Here is a 23,077-nt window from a genome sequence, read left to right on the forward strand (position 1 = left end):
AAGGGATTTGGCAGGCGGGGGGTGACATGGGAAGCGGGGACAAGCGGGAATCAGGGAACGTTCACTTTTATTGCAGCGGCACGCTGTCGATATGCCGATAGTCCAACTGCAACGCAAGCGCCAGCTGTTGGGCGCGCCCGAGCTGGATCGGGCCGCGCTCGATATCCACCAGTAATCCCGGGCACTCGAGCGCCGCTAATCCGGCGATATCTTTGAGCCGCCCATCGGTAATTACCAGCAAACGCTGCTGCTCGGCCGGGTAGCGCTTGCGCCGCGCGTGCAGCCAATGCCCGGCTTCGGACAGCGCCGCCAGCAACGGCGTGCCGCCTCCGGCACCGAGTTGAGCGAGCCAATCGGTCAGGCCCTTGGCGGCTTTCAACCCCTGCACCTGCCATTTGGGCACGTGCCCGCTGGCCGTCAGTAACGCCATGCGCGCCCGTTGCCGATACGCGTCATCAAACAACTGGGCGAGCAAGCCTTTGGCGTCACTCAACGCACCATGGCGCCGGGTGGACGCCGAGGCATCGACAATCACCAGCCACAACTCATGGGCTGCACGACTGCGCAGGTGGTACACCAAATCCTCACGGGTTTGCGGGCGACCACCGAGCAAGGTGCCCGGCCAGTTGATCGAACCAAACGGTGCGCTACGCGCTTTGCCGTGCCTGCCTTTTTCCAGTCGCCCCGCCTTGGGCCGGGCATCCGCCCCCGCGTCAGGTCGGGGGCGAATGCCTAGGGCTTTTTTGGCCAGGTGGGCACATCCCGGCGCGCGCCCGTGGGCAACGGCGCTGCGGGCATAGCGCCCCATTGGCCTTGGCCGGGTGAGCTGTCCGAAGGTTGTGGCGCCTGGCCTTTATCGGGCGGGCTCGCCGGAGGCGTTTGCACCTGGCGACGATGACGCAAGGCAAATTCGGCCACGGTGTCGATATCTTCCTCGGCGATAGCGCCCGCGCCGCGCCAGGCTGCATGGGCGCGCGCGCCGCGCAACCACACAAGGTCTGCGCGCAAGCCATCGACACCGGCGGCAAAACAGCGCTCAGTGATCTGCGCCAATGCCTGATCATCCAAGGCAATGCTGTCGAGCCGCGCCCGCGCCTGGGTGCAGCGATCGCGCAAGGCGGCTTGCTGCGTAGCCCATTGGCTGCAAAACGCGGCAGGATCGCTGTCGAAATCCAGGCGGCGGCGGATAATCTGCCCGCGCTCGGTGGGCAGGGTTTGCCCGCTCAAGGCCACATTGAAGCCAAAGCGGTCGAGCAGTTGCGGGCGCAACTCGCCCTCTTCCGGGTTCATGGTGCCGATCAATACAAAGCGTGCCGAATGCCGGTGGGAAATGCCGTCGCGCTCGATCAGGTTGGTGCCGCTGGCGGCCACATCGAGCAGCAGGTCCACCAGGTGATCAGGCAGTAAGTTGACTTCATCAACGTACAGCACGCCGCCGTCAGCCTTGGCCAGGACGCCGGGGGAAAATTGCGCGCGGCCTTCGCCCAGCGCTGCGTCCAGATCCAACGTGCCCACCAGCCGCTCTTCGGTAGCGCCCAACGGCAAGGTGACAAACTGCCCGCTGGCCAACAAATCCGCCAGGCCTCGGGCCAACGTGGACTTGGCCATGCCGCGCGGGCCTTCGATCAGCACGCCGCCGATTTTCGGGTCGATGGCGGTGAGGCACAGGGCCAGTTTCAAGTCGTCGGCGCCGACCACGGCGGACAGCGGGAAATGCGCAATATCAGTCATCAGCTGTCTTCTTCTATGTCCAGCAACAGGTTTTCCAACGCCTCGCGATACGCGCCCGGCGCTTGCCACATGCCGCGCTGCTGGGCTTCGAGCATACGCTCGGTCATGTCGCGCAGGGCATCGGGGTTGTGCTGCTGCACAAACGCCCGGGTGTCAGGGTCGAGCAAATAGGCGTCGGCGAGCAAGGCGTATTGGTGATCATCAATCAGCGCAGTGGTGGCGTCGAACGCGAACAGATTGTCCACCGTCGCGGCCATTTCGAACGCGCCTTTATAGCCATGGCGCTTCACGCCTTCGATCCATTTGGGGTTGGCGGCACGGGAACGGATAACCCGGTTCAGCTCTTCCTTCAGGGTACGGATCCTGGGCAGGTCCGGCTGGCTATGGTCGCCATGATAGCTGGCGGCCTTGTCACCGCTCAGGGTTTCCACGGCGGCGAGCATGCCGCCCTGGAATTGGTAGTAGTCGTTGGAATCGAGCAGGTCGTGCTCGCGGTTGTCCTGGTTCTGCAGGACCGCCTGCACCTGGCTCAGGCGCTGGGCGAACTGTTCGCGGGCGGCAGTGCCTTCGTCGGCACCGCCATACGCATAGCCGCCCCAGTTCAGGTAGACCTCGGCCAAATCCTCGCGGCTCTGCCACAAGCGACCATCAATCGCACCCTGTACGCCCGCGCCGTAGGCGCCAGGCTTGGCGCCAAAGATGCGCCAGCCGGCCTGTTTCGCCGCTGCCTCTTCATCCAGGCCCGCGCTGAGCAGCGCCTCGCGCTCGCTGCGCACCTTGGCCGCCAGCGGGTTCATGGCATCCGGCTCATCCAGGGCGGCCACCGCTTGCACGGCTGCATCAAACAGCCGGATCAGGTTGGCAAAGGCATCGCGGAAGAACCCGGACACGCGCAGCGTCACATCGACGCGCGGGCGATCCAACAAACTGATCGGCAGAATCTCGAAGTCATCCACGCGCTGGCTGCCGGTGGCCCACACCGGGCGTACGCCCATCAGCGCCATGGCCTGGGCAATATCATCACCGCCGGTACGCATGGTGGCAGTGCCCCAGACCGACAGGCCGAGCTGGCGCAGGTGGTCGCCGTGGTCTTGCAGGTGCCGCTCAAGGATCAGGTTGGCGGATTGAAAGCCGATGCGCCAGGCGGTAGTGGTGGGCAGGTTACGCACATCCACGGTAAAGAAATTGCGCCCGGTGGGCAGCACATCCAGGCGCCCACGACTCGGTGCGCCGCTGGGGCCTGCGGGTACAAAGCGGCCACTTAACGCATCCAGCAAACCGCGCATTTCCGCCGGCCCGCACGCATCCAGGCGTGGCGCCACGACGATGCGCAGGCTTTCGATGACCGCCTTCACGTCCTCCCAGCCGGGTTCCTCCAGTTGCTCGAGCGGCCCTTCCAGCGCTTGTTCGATCAGCCGCGCGGCGTATAACTCCAGGCGCTCGCGGGTATCACCGGCAGTGCGCCAGAGCTGCGGATCAATGGCTTGCAGCACCTCGGGGCGACGCCCGGTCCACGGCTCGGCCAGCGCACAATCGAGTGGGTCGAAGCCCAGCGCAAACGCCTTGGCCAAAACACGCAGCAAGCTCGACTGCGGACCACGCCCATCGCCGCGCGGAATGCGCAGCAAGGCCAGCAAGGTGTCGATGCGCAAACGGCCGTCGGGCGACTCGCCAAAAATATGCAGGCCGTCGCGGATCTGCGACTCCTTCAAGTCGCACAGGTAAGTGTCCAGGCGCGGCAACCAGATCGCGGCGTCGGCGTCGTTGTCCAGCTCCAGCTCCTGATCGATATGGGTTTCGCGCACCAGCTTGAGAATGTCTTTTTGCAATTCAAGGGCGCGGCGCGGGTCCAGCAATTGCGCCTCGTAATATTCGTCGGCCAACAGCTCCAGGTTACGCAGCGGGCCGTAGGTCTCGGCCCGCGTCAGTGGCGGCATCAAGTGGTCGATGATCACCGCTTGAGTGCGCCGCTTGGCCTGGGCGCCCTCGCCCGGGTCGTTGACGATAAACGGGTAGATATTCGGCAACGGCCCCAGCAGCGCGTCGGGCCAGCAGTTTTCCGACAGCCCCACACCCTTGCCCGGCAGCCATTCGAGGTTGCCGTGCTTGCCCACGTGGATCACGCCATGGGCGCCGTAGGTGTGGCGCAACCAAAAGTAGAACGCCAAATAGCCGTGGGGCGGCACCAGGTCCGGGTCGTGATAGACCGCGCTGTGGTCCACCTGATAACCCCGCGCCGGCTGGATGCCGACGAAGGTCAGGCCCAGGCGCAGGCCGGCGATCATCATGCGGCCGTCGCGGCACATCGGATCGTTCTGCGGCGTGCCCCAGCGCTCCAGTACCGCCTGGCGATTGGCTTCCGGCAGGCGCTTGAACATCGCCTCGTAGTCGTCCAGGCCCAGGCTTTGGTGGCACGGGCGCAGGTCGAGGCTGTCCAGATCGTTGGTCACGCCGCCAAGCAGCTCATGAATCAAGGCCGTGCCGCTGTGCGGCAACTCACTGGGCACCGGATAACCGTCGGCTTGCAGCGCGCGCAGGATATTCAGCGCCGCCGCCGGGGTATCCAGGCCCACGCCATTGCCGATGCGGCCGTCGCGGGTCGGGTAGTTGGCGAGGATCAGCGCGATGCGCTTTTGCGCATTCGGCACCCGCGCCAGCTCAACCCAACGCCGCGCCAGCTCGGCGACGAAATCCATACGCTCGGGCGCAGCGCGGTAACACACCACGTCGGACTGGCTGCGCTCACTGCGCCAGGCCAGGTCTTTGAAGCTGATGGGACGGCTGATAATGCGCCCGTCCAGCTCCGGCAAGGCAATATGCATCGCCAGGTCGCGCGGGCCGAGGCCTTGCTCGCTGGCCTCCCAGCCGGGCTGGTTGTCCTGGGCGCAAATCGCCTGGATCACCGGAATATTGCGCCGGAACGGGCGCAAATGCGGGGCTTCCGGGCTGGACTGGGCAAAGCCGGTGGTGTTCAGAATCACCGCCGCCTGCACGTCATCCAGCCAGTCTTCGACCACCGTCAGGCAGCCGGGCTCTTTCAAACTGGCCACCGCTATCGGCAACGGGTTAAGACCCGCCGCTTGCAAGCGTTGGCAGAACACGTCGATAAACCCGGTATTGGCCGCCTGCAAATGCGAGCGGTAGAACAGCACGGCGGCTACCGGCCAGTCTGCCTGCCAATCCGACTGCCAGTCATTCAAGCGCGGGTTGGCTTTATGCGGGTGATAAATCGCGGTGCGCGGCAGGCTTTGCGGTTCGGCCCAGGCATAGTCACGGGCCAGGTAGCTGCTTGCCAGGCAGCGATAGAAATCCAGCGCGTTGCCCAAGCCGCCCTGGCGCAGGAAGTGCCACAGGCGGTCGCGCGCGTCCACGCCTACGGTGCTCAAGCCGCTGAGTTCCGGGTCCGGGCGATCATCGCCCGGCACCAGGATCAGTTGCACGCCACGCTCGGCCAACTCCACCAGGCGCTCGATGCCGTAGCGCCAATAACCGATGCCGCCGTGCAGCGAAATCAGGATGACCTTGGCGTGGCGCAGCACCTCGTCCACGTACAGGTCGACAGAGGCATGGTTTTGCACCTGCATCGGGTTGGCCAGGCGAAAGCTGGGGTAGTCGTCGGGTAACTGCTGAGCCGCTTCGGCGAGCAGTGCCAGGCTGGAGTCGCCGCTGCACAGGATCACCAGTTCAGCGGGGGTTTGGCCTAAGTCGGCAATGTTGTCTTCCGAGACGAAACCGCCGGGCTGGGTCCTGAGCAGGTGCATGGGTTAAACGCTGAGGGCGGCGCGCAGTTGCGCTTCGAGGCCCGCCGCGTCCAGCGCCTGGCCGATCAGCACCAGACGCGTGACGCGTGCTTCATCAGCCTGCCAGGCACGGTCGAAGTGCTTGTCGAAACGTGTGCCCACGCCCTGGATCAGCAGGCGCATCGGTTTGTTCGGGATCGCCGCGAAACCTTTGACGCGCAGGATGCCGTGTTGCACCACCAACTGCGTCAGGGCGTCGAGCAGCAGCGCTTCATCGGCTTGCGGCAGGTCGATGGAGATGGAATCGAACGCATCGTGGTCGTGGTCGTCTTCACCTTCGTGGTGATGATCGTGATGGCTGTGGCGGTCGTCGATGTGTGCTTCGGAACCGGCGCCCAGGCCGATCAACACGTCCAGCGGCAGGCGACCGCTGCTGGCTTCGATGATTTTTACGGCGGGTGGCAGCTCTTCGGCGACTTCGAGGCGCACGCGGGCCAGGTCTTCAGGGCTGATCAGGTCGGATTTATTCAGGATCACCAGGTCGGCGCTGGCCAGTTGGTCGGCGAACAGCTCATGCAGCGGCGATTCATGGTCCAGGTTCGGGTCGAGTTTGCGCTGGGCATCCACCTGGTCCGGGAACGCGGCGAAGGTTCCGGCGGCCACGGCCGGGCTGTCGACCACGGTGATGACCGCGTCAACCGTGCAGGCGCTGCGGATTTCCGGCCACTGGAAGGCCTGGACCAAGGGTTTTGGCAGGGCCAGGCCCGAGGTTTCGATCAGGATATGGTCGAGGTCACCGCGACGGGCGACCAACTCGCGCATCACCGGGAAGAACTCTTCCTGCACGGTGCAGCACAGGCAGCCGTTGGCCAGTTCGTACACGCGGCCGTTGGCTTCTTCCTCGGTGCAACCGATCGAACACTGCTTGAGGATTTCACCGTCAATGCCCAGCTCGCCGAACTCGTTGACGATCACGGCGATGCGACGGCCCTGGGCGTTGTCGAGCATATGGCGCAGCAAGGTGGTTTTGCCCGAGCCGAGGAAGCCGGTGACGATGGTGACGGGAAGTTTGGCCAGTGTTTTCATCGGATGCCCTTTGGGGCGGGCATACGGGACGATGGCCCTGCGCAACGCGCAGAAGCTGATTTCGTCACCGGATCACCCCGCCCGGTTGAAGTAGAAAATCGGTGACGAGGCAGGTCTCCTGGCTTGGGGCATGCGGGTCTTGCGACCGGCGCTGAGTGCGCCTTCCCGCCGTATCGGCAGTGGCGTGGCAGTCAGATGAACCCTTCACAGTTGCGGGGGCAGCCGCGGCTTGAACCGCGTTCCCTTCTTAGCTTCGACCTGGGCCGAAGAACCTCGAAGGTGCAAGGCTACGCAGTGCGGGGAAGCGGGTCAACGTTGATTGATACACGGACCGGGGCGCTCGCCGTCGGCGGCTTGAAACAATTCCAGATCTTATTAACCGAACGCTCCGGGAACGCCATAGCCGCATTCGACACATATGAGTGAACAGACCTCAACATAAAACGGAAATCACCATGACGCTCACGATTCCTCCCTATGTCAATTCACACTTGCCCGCAGCTCTCCTCCCTCAGCAAGCCGCGCCTACGACTGCACGTTGGACGGAGCCCGTTGACCAACTCCACCCCCGAGAACTGGCGCAAGCACTCCAAACCTATTTTGATGCTATGAGCGATCCGCGCTTTACCGAGACCATTACCAAAAAGTCCCTTCAGCGAGTGGCAGATGGACGACCGCTGAACGGGGTGCCGCCAACCCACACGCAGATCGAGATTGCCCAGGAAGTATTGAAGCGCAAAGACCTCTTCCAGCAACTGGACTTTACCAGCGGCAAGGACGGTCAAATCAGCCGAGACGATCTCGCGACTGAGACCGGTGACTTCCAACGCCTGAGCGACCGTGCGCTGATCACCCTGGTGGGCAAACACTTCAACGAATTTGGCGGCGGCGACAAGTACGTGAACTTCACCGAGTTGCGAGAAGCTTCCGGTGAACTGCCAAGCGCTAACACCTTCAGCCCGCAAGCGAGAGGGGTCGCTCAGGCCCTGCTCAAACGCAAAGAGTTGCTTGACCGCCTGGATATCGGCGTGGGCTTTTTGGGGTTCTCAGGAACACAAGATCAGCGCTTCGATCAGCGCAACGTTGAGTACACACGCACCCACAGCTCGCCGGAATTTCACTACCCGGACTGATCGATCGGCCCAACCAGCGGGTGGCGGCTGGCGAATTTCGAGAGCCGCCAAACCTCTATTTGACGCCTATCCCCCGCCCATGCTCTCCTACACCTCTTGTTTCGGGTGCCCTTCACAGGGTGAAACGGGAAACCGGTGACTCACGTCGACACGTGCGAAGTCCGGTGCTGCCCCCGCAACGGTAAGCGAGCGAAGCGTCACAGCCACTGTGCCCCTGGCATGGGAAGGCGATGCTTTCAGGACTCTGTTCATAGAGCCCCCTCGCAAGCCCGGAGACCGGCCCGAAAAATCAGATAACAAACCCGCGGTGGGCGGGCGCTGTTCAGAACCCTGCGTGCCTGGCTCGCGGGGTTTGCATGCGCTCGTTTCACCCTGACACCCAGAAGGGACGCGCCATGTCGATCATCAGCAGCACCTCGCACACCACCAGCAGCACCGCCACCCTGAGCCAACGCCTGAGTGCCGCCATCGGCGCGTCGATTCTGGGCGCGTGCCTGGTGTATTTCGCCGGCTTCTCGCATATCGAGGCGGTGCACAACGCGGCCCACGATACCCGCCACAGCGCCGCGTTCCCGTGCCACTGAGGCCTGCCGACATGATCAAGCGTATTGCCCAAACCGCAGGTTTCACCGGCCTGCTGGCCGCCCTGTTGCTGACCTTGCTGCAAAGTTTTTGGGTCGCCCCGCTGATTCTGCAGGCGGAAACCTTTGAAAATGCCCCGGTCGCCGAAGTGGCTCACGCACACGCCGCTGGCGCCGCAGCCCACACCCACGACGCCGAAGCCTGGGAGCCGGAAAATGGCTGGCAGCGTGTGCTGTCGACCACCGGCGGCAACCTGGTGGTAGCGGTCGGTTTCGCGCTGATGCTGGCCGGTCTCTACACCTTGCGCGCACCGACCCGCACGGCCCAAGGGTTGTTGTGGGGCTTGGCCGGTTACGCAACCTTTGTACTGGCCCCCACCCTGGGCCTGCCGCCGGAATTGCCGGGCACTGCTGCCGCCGACCTGGCGCAACGGCAGATCTGGTGGATCGGTACCGCGGCCTCTACCGCTGCGGGGATCGCGCTGCTGGTGTTTGGCCGCAACGGGCTGCTGAAAATACTGGGCGTGGCGATTCTGGCCGTGCCACATATCATCGGCGCGCCGCAGCCTGAAGTGCATTCGATGCTGGCACCCGAAGCCCTGGAAGCGCAGTTCAAGATCGCCTCGCAACTGACCAACGTCGCCTTCTGGCTGGCCTTGGGCTTGATCAGCGCGTGGCTGTTCCGCCGCAACCGCGACGGTCAATACGCGGCATGACACTGGTGGTCGGCCTGGGTTGCCAACGGGGCTGTGATGTTCACAGCCTGCTCAGCCTGTTTGACACCGCCCTCGCCGACGCCGGCATTGCGCGCCATCGCATCACGGCGTTGGCAAGCATTGATCGCAAACAGGCTGAACCGGGCTTGCTGGCCCTGGCCCGACTGCTGGAACTGCCCTTGCAGTGTTTTGGCGCAGAACACTTAACCGGTTATGAAGACCGTTTGAGCCACAAGTCAGCCGTCGCCTTTGCGCATACTGGCTGCTATGGCATCGCCGAAAGCGCCGCCCTGGCCCTGGTTGAACAGCTCTCCCAGCGCCCTGCCCGCCTGTTGATTACGCGCAAAAAATCCGCCCAGGCCACCTTTGCATTGGCATGCGCCGACTAAAATCCCGATAATTGCCCTCCTCGATCATGAGCAATCTTCATGCTCGCCCGTTTTTCAACAGGAATTCCCCATGACCGTCTACTTTATCGGCGCCGGCCCCGGCGACCCGGAATTGATCACCGTCAAAGGCCAGCGGCTGATCCGCAGTTGCCCGGTGATCATTTACGCCGGCTCGCTGGTGCCCGCCGCCGTATTGGAGGGCCATCAGGCGGAACAGGTGGTCAATAGCGCCGAATTGCACCTGGAACAAATCATCGAGTTGATCCAGGCGGCCCATGCAAAGGGCCAGGACGTGGCGCGTGTGCACTCCGGCGACCCGAGCCTGTATGGGGCGATTGGCGAACAAATCCGCCATTTGCGCGAGCGGGGCATTCCCTTCCAGATTATTCCCGGGGTCACCGCGGTGGCGGCCTGCGCGGCATTGCTGGAGGCGGAACTGACCCTGCCGGACATCGCCCAAAGCGTGATCCTGACCCGTTACGCCGACAAAACCAGCATGCCCGCCGGTGAGGCGTTCGACAGCCTGGCGCGTCATGGCACGACTATGGCGATTCACCTGGGGGTCAACCACCTGCACAAAATCGTCGCCGAACTGCTGCCGCACTACGGCGCGGACTGCCCGATTGCCGTGGTGCACCGCGCGACGTGGCCGGATCAGGATTGGGTTGTCGGCACACTGAGTGATATTGCCGAGCAGGTCGCCGCCAAGGGTTTCCGGCGTACGGCACTGATCGTGGTCGGACGGGTGCTGGCAAGCGACCGCTTCAGCGAGTCCTCACTGTACCGGGCGAGCCACGCGCACCTTTATCGCCCCTGAAGAATGCGGGGGTCAGCCCCTGCACCTCTAACTGAACGACCGCGTTCGCGAGCAAGCCGGCTCACACAGTTGATCTTATTTGTTAGAAAGACCGCGCAAGACACTGAATTTAAAGCATAAAAAAACGACGCTCACGGGGCGCCGTTTTTTTGTTCGCAGTGAACGCCTTACTCAGTAGTAGGCGTTTTCTTTCTGCGTGTGGTCAGTCACATCGCGTACGCCCTTGAGCTCTGGAATGCGCTCGAGCAGGGTGCGCTCGATGCCTTCACGCAGGGTCACGTCGGCCTGGCCACAGCCTTGGCAGCCGCCGCCGAATTTCAACACAGCGATGCCATCGTCCACCACGTCGATCAAGCTGACCTGACCGCCGTGGCTTGCGAGCCCCGGGTTGATCTCGGTTTGCAGGTAGTAGTTGATGCGCTCGTTGACCGGGCTGTCGGCGTTGACATTCGGCACCTTGGCGTTGGGCGCCTTGATGGTCAACTGGCCGCCCATGCGGTCGGTGGCGTAGTCGACCACCGCGTCGTCGAGGAAGGCTTCACTGAAGTTATCGATATACGCGGTGAAGCTTTTGAGCCCCAGGGCGGTGTCTTCAGGTTTCTCTTCCCCAGGCTTGCAGTAGGCGATGCAAGTCTCGGCGTATTGAGTGCCGGGCTGGGTGATAAAGACGCGGATGCCGATGCCTGGGGTGTTCTGCTTGGACAGCAGATCAGCCAGGTAATCGTGCGCGGCGTCGGTAATGGTTATGGCAGTCATGGAAACTCCTCACAGGCTTGCCGCCAGTTTACGCCAAATTATTACCGAGGTACAAAGTCCTAGTGTTTTTGTCGGGATAGTTTTTTATGTGGGCGCCTCGGGAGGTGTACCTAGCCGTTGCTGCGGTCACGGCCGCTTAGGGCTCCGCCCTTACGGCCGGTCACTTGTGAAAAGAGCCCAACTGCACCCAAAAGGCACTTGCCCCACCACTCGGCACCGCGCCCAGGCTCGGTGTGCCAGAACAAAGGCTTTGGACCCTGAGCCCTCGCCATCGGGCGCCTGAGATCAAAATCAACAGCACAGCACGGCGGCCTGGCAGCCAACCTCAAGGGTTAGATCAAAAGCAAAGCTGGGGCAGCCTTACAGCCGAGCTGATAACGGAAGACAAAACTCGGTCAAATTGTGAAAACGTGCTTGCTCGCGAAGGCAGCGCATCAGTGACAGATGAGCTGACTGAACCAACGCATTCGCGAGCAAGCCCGCTCCCACATTTGGATCTCATTTCATCCGGTAAAAGTGCTGTTGCTATGCTGTTGCTTCAACCACTCAGGTCGGCTGTCAGGCCGCCGTGCTCTGCTTTTGATCTGCTGTTGATCTTGATCTGACAGGCCCCGTTAACCACGCTGGCCGAACGCAGGCTTGAATCCGTGGGTAACCCGGCAGGACGCCGGGTTAGCCGCACTGGGCCAGGGATGGCCCATTGCGGCGGCCCACGGATTCAAGCCGGAGTGAGGGCATGCCGAGCCTAAGCGAGGCACCGAGTGGTGGGGCAAAGCGTTTTTTGGTTACTTTTTTAGGCGTTTGTAAAAAAGTGACCCGCTGTAAGAGCGGAACCCATAGCCGCCGTGACCGCAGCAACGGATATGTACCCCACCCAAATCAAAAATCACAAATTCTCATACCGATTCATATCCAACACCCCATCCTCAACCGGCGTAGTCTCAAAAACATACCGCGACAAATCATGAAAATACTGCCAAAACAGCGGATGACTACGCCTCACCCCCCACCGATCAACAATCCTCTCAAACCGCTGGGCATCCTTGGCATCCTCCATCGCCGAAACAAACTCCGGCACCTCCCCCGCCGGAATGTTGAACATAAAGTTCGGATAACTGCTCAGCACCCCCGGATAGATGGTCACCGTATCCAGCCCCGGCTGATAGCGATAAGCCTCACCCAGCAAAAACGCCACATTACTGTGCGCACGATTACGCAACATGCTGTAAACCACCCGCTTGCCGCTGGCGGTTTCGACCCGCAGCATCGTGGCCTCAGGCAATTGCTCAATCACCTTGAGCCCCGCCGCCGGCCTCGACGTGAGGCGACTGAGCGCCTGCTCCGCATCCTGCAACGCCGGATCAATCCCATCACGCGAGCAATAGGCACCGGTACACCGGTTGATCGGGTCCGGACTGGCATTCAGGTCACCGTAGCGGGTCAGCAACTGATGGGCAAAGTCGCGCTTCGGGTCCTTCTCATCCAGATGCAGCCCACTCGGCGTGTCATCATCAATCGCCTCGTAGTCCAGCCAGAGCTTGAGTTTGCCGCTGTTCTGGTACCAATCGTCCATAAAGTCGTCGCGGCTATCGGCCGGCATCAGGCGCAGGAAGTTCTGCTCGGCGCCATTGCGGATCAGGTCGAAGTACAGCCGGGTCTGGGCCTGGTGCGAGACATTACCGAACACGTCAAAGTTGACCACCAGTTGGTAGTAGGTGCGCTCCAGCAACGGGTAATCGAACAACCACATCGTCTGCGGGACTTCACCGATCAGGCCTTTATTGACCGAGGCACTGTCAAAGTGGCGGAAGATGCTCAACAGCGCATTGTCATTGCCGGCCCACAGGGTTGACCAGCTTGGCGCCGGCAGGTCGGCGTAACTGTCCCGGCGCAGGGCTTCGTACTGGTTGCGCTTGTCGCGGTACTTGAGCCACAGGCTGAGCACGCTGCCCACGTCATCGTTCTGGCCGGGCATCGCCAGCAACGGCGTGGCCTGGCCACGGTAGCGGGCATCGGTGATGTACAGGTCGTGATCGGGTGCCTGGAACAGCGCCCAGAAGTTGTCGCGGATCACGTCCGTGGCAATCTGCCCGCGGCACACCGGGCCACGGATAAACGTGCGTACAAAGTACTCGGCGTTGTCCAGCATGAACTGGTAACGCGCCTGCGCCGGGATCGCTTCGAAGGTCTCGAACGGGTTGGCACGCCGCCCGGGGCCGTAGCCCGGCGACGCGGTCACCTGCCAGTCGCCGCTGTAGAACAAGGATTTGACCCGTGCCAATTTCTGCGCACTGAGCGGATAAGTGATGTGGGTTTTATGCACAATCACCCCTTGTACCGGCCACAGGCGGTAATACACCCGAGTGCCGGGGTCGTCATTCGGGCGACGGGTGTTGATCAGGTCAATCGGCTGCCCGCTGGGGGTGCGTGAGCGTACCCACTGGAAGAAATGCCCGGGTTCGCCGCCTTCAAAATACAGATGCGCAATAAACAGGTGCTCAAACAGCCAGCGCGCCACCAGGCTTTGCCGGGCGCCGGGGGCGTTGAGCAGGTCTTCCCATTGCAGCACCTGGGCCGCTTCCTGGGCACTCGGCGCCACGCCTTGTTGATCAATCGGCGCACCGGAGGCCAGCCAGCGTTGCAGGGTCTGGTATTGCTGGTCGCTCAAGCCGGTGACGGCCAACGGCATGCCTTCATTGGGGTGCGCGCCGGCGTAGGCGTCGAATTCGCCTGGCGACGGGCACACGTTTTCGCGGTTCAGGCCCAGCACGATGTCATCGGGCAGTTTGCCGTTGGGCTGCAAGGGCGCACGGCGGTGGCCCAGCTCCAACATGCGCGCCATCAGCGCGGCCTGGCTGCCCTGGGCATCAAGTACCGAGCTGAAGCCTTCGCGCTGCCAGGCGGCTTTACCGAACGCGTCATAAAACAGCCGGGTCGGCTTGGTGGCCTGGCTGCGCTCACCGTCATAGACCGGCACTTTGGTCGCGCCGCGTGCCGCGCCTTCGCCGCTGCCCAGGTTCAACTGGCAGGCCGAGTCATAGCAGGCATGGCAGGCCACGCACTTCTCAGTAAAAATCGGTTGAATGTCACGGGTATAGGAAATCGCCGGGGCGGGATCTTGGGCCTGTGTGGTAGTGCCAATCAGCAAAAGTGCAAGGCTGATAATGATGCGATACGGCATGAGCCTGGTCCCAAAATGAAGCCAAAATAAAAAACCCGCGAATTCTACCGGCCTGGAACCCACAGCAACATGAACGATATTCATGCAAAACCTTGGCATGCTCCAAATAGGCACAGGTTTGCTATGATTCGCCCCCTCCGAAATGCCTGACCAGAGTAGTCCCATGTCCGATCGTAGCGCTCGTCTGCACGCCCTTCATCAAGCCCTCAAGGAACGTATCCTGATCCTCGATGGCGGTATGGGCACGATGATCCAGAGCTACAAGCTTGAGGAGCAGGATTATCGTGGCAAGCGCTTCGCCGACTGGCCGAGCGACGTCAAGGGCAACAACGACCTGCTGGTCATCACCCGTCCGGACGTGATCGGCGGCATCGAAAAAGCCTACCTGGATGCCGGCGCCGACATCCTGGAAACCAACACCTTCAACGCCACGCGCATTTCCATGGCCGATTACGGCATGGAAGCCCTGGCCTACGAATTAAACGTAGAGGGCGCGCGCCTGGCGCGCAAGATCGCCGACGCCAAGACCCTGGAGAACCCGGCCAAGCCGCGTTTCGTCGCGGGCGTGCTCGGCCCTACCAGCCGTACCTGCTCGCTGTCGCCTGACGTGAACAACCCCGGCTACCGCAACGTGACCTTTGATGAGCTGGTGGAAAACTACACCGAGGCGACCAAAGGTCTGATTGAGGGCGGCGCCGATCTGATCCTGATCGAAACCATTTTCGACACACTCAACGCCAAAGCGGCAATCTTCGCTGTGCAAGGGGTGTTCGAAGCGCTGGGCATCGAGTTGCCGATCATGATTTCCGGCACCATCACCGACGCGTCCGGCCGTACCCTGTCGGGCCAGACCACCGAAGCGTTCTGGAACTCCGTCAGCCACGCCAAGCCGATTTCCGTAGGCCTGAACTGCGCCCTTGGGGCAAGTGAACTGCGCCCGTACCTGGAAGAGCTGTCGAACAAGGCCAACACCCATGTGTCGGCGCACCCGAACGCCGGCCTGCCCAACGAATTCGGCGAATACGATGAACTGCCGTCGCAAACCGCCAAGGTCATCGAAGAATTCGCCCAGAGCGGCTTCCTCAACATCGTCGGCGGCTGCTGCGGCACCACGCCGGGCCACATCGAAGCCATCGCCAAGGCCGTGGCCGGCTATGCGCCACGCGCGATTCCGGATATTCCCAAGGCTTGCCGACTGTCGGGCCTGGAGCCGTTCACCATTGACCGCAGCTCGTTGTTCGTCAACGTCGGCGAGCGCACCAACATTACCGGTTCCGCACGCTTTGCCCGTTTGATCCGTGAAGACAACTACACCGAAGCCCTGGAAGTCGCCCTGCAGCAGGTGGAAGCCGGCGCCCAGGTGATCGACATCAACATGGACGAAGGGATGCTCGATTCGAAGAAGGCCATGGTCACCTTCCTCAATCTGATTGCCGGCGAGCCGGACATCTCCCGCGTGCCGATCATGATCGACTCCTCCAAGTGGGAAGTGATCGAAGCCGGCCTCAAGTGCATCCAGGGCAAGGGCATCGTCAATTCCATCAGCATGAAGGAAGGCGTCGAGCAGTTCATTCACCACGCCAAGCTGTGCAAGCGCTACGGCGCCGCCGTGGTGGTGATGGCCTTCGATGAAGCCGGCCAGGCCGACACCGAAGCGCGCAAGAAAGAAATCTGCAAACGCTCCTACGACATCCTGGTCAATGAAGTCGGCTTCCCGCCGGAAGACATCATCTTTGACCCGAACATCTTCGCGGTCGCCACCGGTATCGAAGAGCACAACAACTACGCCGTCGACTTTATCAACGCCTGCGCCTATATCCGTGACGAGCTGCCGTACGCGCTGACCTCGGGCGGCGTCTCCAACGTGTCGTTCTCGTTCCGCGGCAACAACCCGGTGCGTGAGGCGATCCACTCGGTGTTCCTGCTGTATGCGATCCGCAACGGCCTGAGCATGGGTATCGTCAACGCCGGCCAACTGGAGATCTACGACCAGATCCCGGCCGAGCTGCGCGATGCCGTGGAAGATGTAGTGCTCAACCGCACCCCGGAAGGCACCGACGCCCTCCTCGCCATCGCCGACAAGTACAAGGGCGACGGCAGCGTCAAGGAAGCCGAGACCGAGGAATGGCGTGGCTGGCCGGTGAACAAGCGCCTGGAACACGCGCTGGTCAAGGGCATCACCACCCACATCGTCGAAGACACCGAGGAATCCCGGCAGTCGTTTGCGCGCCCGATCGAAGTGATTGAAGGCCCGCTGATGTCCGGCATGAACATCGTCGGCGACCTGTTTGGCGCCGGCAAAATGTTCCTGCCCCAGGTGGTTAAATCCGCCCGGGTAATGAAGCAGGCCGTGGCCCACCTGATCCCGTTCATCGAGCTGGAAAAAGGCGACAAGCCGGAAGCCAAGGGCAAGATCCTCATGGCCACCGTAAAAGGTGACGTGCATGACATCGGCAAGAACATTGTCGGCGTGGTACTGGGTTGCAACGGCTACGACATTGTCGACCTGGGCGTGATGGTCCCGGCCGAGAAGATCCTGCAAGTGGCCAAGGAACAGAAGTGCGACATTATTGGCCTGTCCGGCTTGATCACGCCGTCCCTGGACGAGATGGTGCACGTGGCCCGCGAGATGCAACGCCAAGACTTCCATCTGCCGCTGATGATCGGTGGCGCCACCACCTCCAAGGCGCACACGGCGGTGAAGATCGAGCCCAAGTACAGCAATGATGCGGTGATCTATGTGACCGACGCCTCCCGTGCGGTGGGCGTGGCCACGCAGTTGCTGTCCAAGGAATTGAAACCGGCCTTTGTCGAGAAAACCCGCCTGGAATACATCGACGTGCGTGAACGCACCTCGAACCGCAGCGCACGTACCGAGCGCCTGAGTTACCCGGCGGCGATCGCCAAGAAGCCACAGTTCGACTGGAGCACCTATACCCCGGTGAAACCAAGCTTTACCGGTGCCAGGGTGCTGGACAACATCGACCTCAAGGTCCTGGCCGCGTACATCGACTGGACGCCATTCTTTATCTCCTGGGACCTGGCCGGCAAGTTCCCGCGCATCCTCGAAGACGAAGTGGTGGGTGAAGCGGCGACCGCGCTCTACGCCGATGCCCAGGAAATGCTGAACAAGCTGATCGACGAAAAACTCATCAGCGCCCGCGCAGTGTTCGGTTTCTGGCCGACCAACCAGGTGCAGGACGATGACCTGGAAGTCTACGGTGACGACGGCCAGCCGATTGCCAAACTGCATCACCTGCGCCAACAGATCATCAAGACCGACGGCAAGCCGAACTTCTCCCTGGCCGACTTCGTTGCGCCCAAAGACAGCGGCGTGACCGACTACATCGGTGGCTTCATCACCACCGCCGGTATCGGCGCCGAAGAAGTGGCCAAGGCCTATCAGGACGCGGGCGACGACTACAACTCGATCATGGTCAAGGCCCTGGCCGACCGTCTGGCCGAGGCCTGCGCCGAGTGGCTGCACCAGCAGGTGCGTAAAGAACACTGGGGTTATGCCAAGGACGAACAGCTGGATAACGAGGCGTTGATCAAAGAGCAATACAGCGGCATCCGCCCTGCCCCGGGCTACCCGGCGTGCCCGGACCACACCGAGAAAGCCCAGCTGTTCCAACTGCTGGACCCCGAGGCCCACGAAATGCACGCCGGCCGCAGCGGTGTGTTCCTCACCGAACACTACGCGATGTTCCCGGCAGCGGCAGTCAGCGGCTGGTACTTCGCCCACCCGCAGGCGCAGTACTTTGCCGTGGGCAAAGTCGACAAGGACCAAGTGCACAGCTACACCGCGCGTAAGCACCAGGACTTGAGCGTCACCGAGCGCTGGCTGGCACCCAACCTGGGTTACGACAACTAAGAAGCGCGGTATTCACCTGCCCGGACCGCTTGCAGCATCGACCGCTGCAGGCGTTCGAAGCAGGCGGGTACCGGGCCTTGACGCGTGCAAGCTCGGTGTTGAAAGCGGTATCCGGATACCTCACCTGACATGAGCAAAATCGATTTCCTGTGCGTACCGATCATTGGATCACACCGCAAAGGATTTCATCATGCCCACCCCGCACACCCCTGCCCCCTGAGCCAACTGCCAGCATCGGCGGTGCATCAACGTTTCTCGACACGCCCGGCGTTGTATTCGGTGGTATGCAATGCACTGCGCAGTCGGATACTGGCGTGTTACCCATCGCTGCCCCTGGATCTGCCGACGCTCAAGCTCGCCATCCCGCAGCCAGAAGGTCACTACATCTACCGGTCGCTGATGGAAGTCGCTCTGGCGCACGTACTCGACCCGCAGTTGCTGGACCTGCACACACGCCGCGAGCTGCCGTATTACCTCACGCAACAAATCCCTACGGTGTTGAAACCCACACCGCCTGCGCTGATCGATATGCAGGTGATCGCGCACATCATCGACCAATTGCGCGTGTCGCTACCGCTGCATTTCCAGCAGGAACTGGCGGACTACTGGAGCGCAAGCGATAGCCACGGCCGCAGTCGCTGGCAATGGCTGAGTGAGTTTCTCAATGGCCAGATGACGGCCGCAGCGGCAGGTCAGTCAAGCCTGACCGACAACCAACGGGCCATGCTGACAGCCGTCGCCGCATGGCCGGGGCGGCTTGACCGGCTCTCCCACGCCTCGCCCACCACCTATGCCTATTTCATTGAAAGCACACTCGTTAAAGGCGCAGAAGAAACACGCCTGCTGAGCCCGGACCTGCTGCTGGTACGCGATCAACAGGTGCTGCTTTACAGCATCGCAGGAAGGGTTGAGGCGTTTACCTCCATCGATGATTTCAGTCACGCCTGGGGCGCCAGGATGCAGCGTCAGTTCGAGTTCGACAGCCTCACCTGGAGGCGTAACGAACCCGACGGCAACGTGTTCGAACAACAAGCCGGCCTGCTCCTCGACCAGGCGTTGGAAGACCTCGCGGCGTTGACCTTTGAGGGCCAGGACGAAACCACGCTGCAGCGGCGCCTGGACACGCTCACCGACCCGGCGGTTTTCTTTACCCAGGTTGCGACGCCTGCCGCACCGCACCTGCAGACGATCCGCGACCAGTTGCCCGAGTGGCTCACGCAAGCCAGCGCCGATGACCGCTTTGCGTTGCACCGCCACCAGCAGGAGATGGCGCAAGTATTGCGACGCAACCAGGGTCAATCGTTCAACGACGGCATTGAGAATATCCATGACTTCAGCCGCGCGGCATTACGCAAGCAGATGCGAGCCGATCATGGTGACTACGACCCCGACGAGGTCCTGCTGGACTTTACCGTGGCCGCCGGCTACCCGGGTGGCGCAGGTATCGTCGAACACGTGCGCCTGTCATTGACGGAGCTGGCAGTGAAGAACCTGGCCGGCAAGCCTTCAGGACGGCTGACGCTTTCAGCCAAGGGAGGCCTGGCATTGCCAGGCTGGCTGGACGAAGGCTACCTGATGGGCAGCAGCGGTTTAATTCAGCGCGTCGACATAGGCAGCACGTACCCGCAAAGAATCAGGGATGTGCTGTTATCCGACACCCGTGACGCACGGCGCCGGGAACAGCTGTTTACCCGCGAACTCAAGGTCAAGCTGCCGATGCAGGCGTTGGAATACAAGATTCGCCAACAGCACGGCCTGACCGTCATGGGTTATCGCTATGTGAAGGCGCTGATGGGCTCGATGCCTTCGGACCGATACGTCGACGGCGAGGAGATCCTCCTGCGCCCATTGGCGTTCTGCCGCAAAACCGGCGCCCAGCCCGATGAGGTCAGCAACGCGTTCATTATTGAACCCAGGGATGTGCGTGTCGGCCCACACCTGCTGTATCAACCACTGTATGCCGACTGCCTGCATGAATACCCGACACGCCAGGCACTGCTCGACGCACTGGCCAAACCCGGCGAACTGCAAAACACGGTGCTGACCTGGCTGACCGACCAGGCACGCCCTATCTACGCCAACGGCGGCATCAAAGAACCTCACATCATCCGCTTCCTGGCGGGGGATGAATTCAGCCCTCCCCAACACCCCGCTCCCGCGACCCTGGCGGTCGATGAAGGTGCCGACGAGTGGCTGCAATCGCAAGTCAACGGCCAACTGCTCAACCATCTATACGGCAGCACTGCGCGGGCACTGGTCGACCTGGCAGATCGCGAGTCGGTGTCCAACAGCGAAAGCCGCTGGGCCGTTGTGATGGAAGGTGCGTGGCTGCTCTTCAATACCTTACTGTTGCCACTGGTACAGGGGCCAGCCATGTTGGCGGGTTGGTTCATAGTACTGGTCGCCAGCCTGGAGCAGGACCTGGCCGGGCTGGACAGCAGCGACCCGACTGCCCGTGAGCTGGCGTTGATTGACCTGTTGCTTAACACCGCGATGGTGCTGCTGCACGCTGCCACACCGGCCAACCGGCCTCGCCAGCCGCTGCTGGAGCCCAGCGCAGAAGACCCGGCACTGCGCCTTGCTCGCTGGCGCCGCCCTGCGGGCCTGCCCCATGCGCCCAGTGCCGCAGTGGTCCATCAGGGCGCTGTGGCGCTGCCAGGCGAACCTCCGGCGACCGGCCACACCGCATTGGACTTCACCCGTTCACTGGCCAGCCCTTGGGCAAGTGCAAGGCTGATGCAGGCGTTGCTTGACCTGCATGTGCCGTGGCCTGCGTCCCTGCCGCCGGCGCAGGCAAGCGGCCCTCTCAAAGGCTTGTACCGGATTGACGGCGCCTGGCACGCCAGCGTCGGCGCGCTGCTGTTCCAGGTCAACGTGGTCCAGGGTTTCAACGAGGTTTACCTGGTTCATCCGCAGCATCCGCAACGTCCCGGTTTCAAACTGACCAGTGACCAACAGGGGCGCTGGGGGCTGGACCGACGAGCCAGGCTGGAGGGCGGCATGCCCAGAGAAAGACTCGCGGGGTTGGCGGAGCGTAATAAACAGCGATTGCAGGCGCTAAACCCAGCGTTGGAAAACCTCACTCGGGAAGCGCAGCAACTGGCAAGCCAGGCCCAGCAATTCAACAGCGCCGTCATCACCGCCCGGGTTCGACTGACCGAGCAACAACGCGCACTGAAAGAGGATTGGGAACGGCTCAACAACCCCCAATTGCTGCCCGCCTTGCGCTCCAGAATCGTCGAGCGCCATGAGCAACGGCAACGCTCGACGTTACGCGCCCTGCATGACTGGAACATCGCGGTGGAGAACTACCGGGAAAACACCCGCACGTTTGTCGATGTGCTGCAACAGAGCGAAGCCACGGCTCGCCAATTGATGGAATTGGACAGGACCGAGGTGAAATACAAAGATGCGCGCGATAACGCCACAACCAACCTGTTCCAACACTCGCTGGTGTCCTATGCGAACCTGCATCAGAAAATCTCACACACGCTGCAAACCCGACGCGGCGAAGACCTGGCTGAACTGCTAAGACGCGTCGACAGAGAACTGCCCGATAACATCACAGATGCCTATGAAGTGTTCATCAGCGGCGCGATGCAACGACTGGAAACGCTCAAAGAGATACTCGAACTCACAGAGAACATCGAAGCCACTCTGCAGCAGGCAACCTCAGCGCTGCGCGCGAACCTGCTGGCAGAACTTCCACCTGACCGCATCATCTCCTCGGCCATTATCAAACATCACCTGCTGCTGGCCCTGTTTGAGCTGTTACCGGATCGCACGCCGGGCCCAAGAAAACCGGAGGAAAGCCCTTTCCTCGCTATTCTCATCGACCGTCAAGCCACTGTCGGCATATTTGCACACACGGAAATGCGCACGACCACCGGTTACTCACCCGCCGAACAAATGGCCGTACTCAAAGATTCCCTCAAGCGATATGAGCAACTGGAAAACGCCGTCATCTCGCTCTCCGAGATGCATTCGAGCCTGTTACGGGACGAATACCGAGGCCCGTTCCTGGAGCAACTGGGCGAAGCCCGCGCAAGCCTTGAAGCACAACTGGCAAGCTTAATCCTGGTTGAAGAAAAAATTACCCCGCGCCCCGCGCCCGACAGGGCCAAACGCCCCAAAAAACCCACTCGCCGAGTGATCAAAACCGTCGACAAGACCAGCCTGATCGGCGATTTGCGGCCAAGCAGCGCTGATGCATCGGGCAATTTCGTCGATATCAACGACACCTTCACAGGCACCCTCCTCGCCACGTATCACGAGCACCCCGATGAAGGGGTGTGGAAAGTGGTTGAACCCGCAGACACGACCACACAACTGCCCCCACGGGCCATTCGGCCGCTGAAGACGCTAAGAGCGCTGGCGCAAACCCTGACAGCCGATCGCGCGGGTATCGACGCAAGCATTCGTTTTCAACAGCGAAAACTTCAAGAGCCCGGCCGTATAGAGGCAGTCGACCCTTATGAATGGGAGGTGATGCTGACCCAGCACGCGGCGAAATTTGAAGCGCTTGCGGCAGAAATAGACCGCGACCACGCCACTGATAGCAGCGCCACCGCCTTGAGGAATCACGTCCTTGAAGAAGCCGCATCCGCCACGCAGAAGGCCCGCGAGGTGTGCAGTGAAGGCTACAAACTGCAACGCCCGAAAGCCGCCAACATTGCCTATTTATGGAAATACGGCTTCGTTGATATCAATCTGGTGCGCAGTCGCATCAAATTGAAGGCCGGCGATTACCTTACCGAATATGCAATACGCGACAAAAGCCTGATCAAAGCCGGCAAAAAGGCTGACGAGACTGTCTTGTGGTATGCCCACTTCCATTATCCCTCTGAGCATGCGCCCGCATCCCAACCCGCCTTCGGCCATTTGAAAACCCGGGCTGAGCGTCTGTTCACCCGCCGAGAGCTGATCGAACAATCGCGCGCTAACAACCGTGCGGTGGTCAATCTGGACAAAGCCGAGATCAAGCCACCACTGGATCAGACGCTGTTTCTTGGGCTGGAGGTGTTAAAACCTGAGTGACGTTTCCATTCGCTTGTCTATGCTTTGCATAACGTC

13 protein-coding genes and 2 riboswitches are annotated in these 23,077 nt (G+C 61.7%); of the genes, 7 read left to right on the plus strand and 6 right to left on the minus strand.

Features of this window, described 5'->3' with window-relative positions:
- Positions 1-67 precede the first annotated feature (67 nt).
- Genes JFT85_RS04570 through cobW form a run of 4 tightly spaced genes read right to left on the minus strand, consistent with a single transcriptional unit; the run spans position 68 to position 6,557 of the window.
- A complete protein-coding gene (locus JFT85_RS04570) occupies positions 68-679 on the minus strand; it encodes a vWA domain-containing protein (protein WP_053256542.1) in 612 nt (203 codons plus the stop codon).
- 53 nt (positions 680-732) lie between these two features.
- Entirely contained in the window at positions 733-1,731 is a 999-nt protein-coding gene (locus JFT85_RS04575; protein ID WP_053256490.1) for an ATP-binding protein, read from the minus strand.
- The gene (gene cobN / locus JFT85_RS04580) at positions 1,731-5,492 is read right to left on the minus strand and encodes a cobaltochelatase subunit CobN (protein ID WP_069551393.1); all 3,762 of its coding nucleotides are present in this window, start codon (positions 5,490-5,492) and stop codon (positions 1,731-1,733) included. Before cobN ends, JFT85_RS04575 begins: the two co-directional genes overlap by 1 nt.
- A 3-nt stretch (positions 5,493-5,495) precedes the next feature.
- On the minus strand, positions 5,496-6,557 hold the full coding sequence (gene cobW / locus JFT85_RS04585) for a cobalamin biosynthesis protein CobW (protein WP_053256492.1): 1,062 nt from the start codon (positions 6,555-6,557) through the stop codon (positions 5,496-5,498).
- Between the two features lie 91 nt (positions 6,558-6,648).
- Positions 6,649-6,848: riboswitch (cobalamin riboswitch) on the minus strand.
- A gap of 164 nt (positions 6,849-7,012) precedes the next feature.
- Here cobW and JFT85_RS04590 point away from each other — a divergent pair.
- From JFT85_RS04590 to cobM, 5 genes are all read left to right on the plus strand, one after another.
- Complete coding sequence (locus JFT85_RS04590) at positions 7,013-7,690, plus strand: hypothetical protein (RefSeq protein WP_169876001.1); 678 nt, start codon at positions 7,013-7,015, stop codon at positions 7,688-7,690.
- Positions 7,691-7,776: 86 nt separating this feature from the next.
- Positions 7,777-7,989, plus strand: a riboswitch (cobalamin riboswitch).
- A gap of 96 nt (positions 7,990-8,085) precedes the next feature.
- A complete protein-coding gene (locus JFT85_RS04595; protein WP_053256494.1) occupies positions 8,086-8,274 on the plus strand; it encodes a CbtB domain-containing protein in 189 nt (62 codons plus the stop codon).
- An 11-nt stretch (positions 8,275-8,285) separates the two neighbouring features.
- Entirely contained in the window at positions 8,286-8,987 is a 702-nt protein-coding gene (locus tag JFT85_RS04600) for a CbtA family protein (RefSeq protein ID WP_053256495.1), read from the plus strand.
- Positions 8,984-9,376, plus strand: coding sequence for a cobalamin biosynthesis protein (locus JFT85_RS04605; RefSeq protein ID WP_053256496.1), 393 nt, complete (start codon positions 8,984-8,986; stop codon positions 9,374-9,376). Before JFT85_RS04600 ends, JFT85_RS04605 begins: the two co-directional genes overlap by 4 nt.
- 70 nt (positions 9,377-9,446) lie before the next feature.
- Positions 9,447-10,193, plus strand: coding sequence for a precorrin-4 C(11)-methyltransferase (cobM, locus tag JFT85_RS04610; RefSeq protein WP_069553825.1), 747 nt, complete (start codon positions 9,447-9,449; stop codon positions 10,191-10,193).
- Positions 10,194-10,364: 171 nt separating this feature from the next.
- On the opposite strand, the gene nfuA is transcribed toward cobM, so the two are convergent.
- Entirely contained in the window at positions 10,365-10,949 is a 585-nt protein-coding gene (gene nfuA, locus JFT85_RS04615; RefSeq protein ID WP_027606479.1) for a Fe-S biogenesis protein NfuA, read from the minus strand.
- 886 nt (positions 10,950-11,835) lie between these two features.
- Positions 11,836-14,130: a fatty acid cis/trans isomerase gene (locus JFT85_RS04620; RefSeq protein WP_201229333.1), complete on the minus strand. Its 2,295-nt coding sequence runs from the start codon at positions 14,128-14,130 to the stop codon at positions 11,836-11,838.
- Positions 14,131-14,293: 163 nt separating this feature from the next.
- Here JFT85_RS04620 and metH point away from each other — a divergent pair, with 163 nt between their 5' ends.
- Both metH and JFT85_RS04630 read left to right on the plus strand, forming a co-directional pair.
- Positions 14,294-18,004: a methionine synthase gene (metH, locus tag JFT85_RS04625; RefSeq protein ID WP_053255716.1), complete on the plus strand. Its 3,711-nt coding sequence runs from the start codon at positions 14,294-14,296 to the stop codon at positions 18,002-18,004.
- A gap of 129 nt (positions 18,005-18,133) precedes the next feature.
- The gene (locus JFT85_RS04630; protein ID WP_242486519.1) at positions 18,134-23,041 is read left to right on the plus strand and encodes a hypothetical protein; all 4,908 of its coding nucleotides are present in this window, start codon (positions 18,134-18,136) and stop codon (positions 23,039-23,041) included.
- Positions 23,042-23,077 lie beyond the last annotated feature (36 nt).

It is taken from the genome of Pseudomonas sp. TH04, from assembly GCF_016651355.1.
Taxonomy (GTDB): Bacteria; Pseudomonadota; Gammaproteobacteria; order Pseudomonadales; family Pseudomonadaceae; genus Aquipseudomonas; species Aquipseudomonas fluorescens.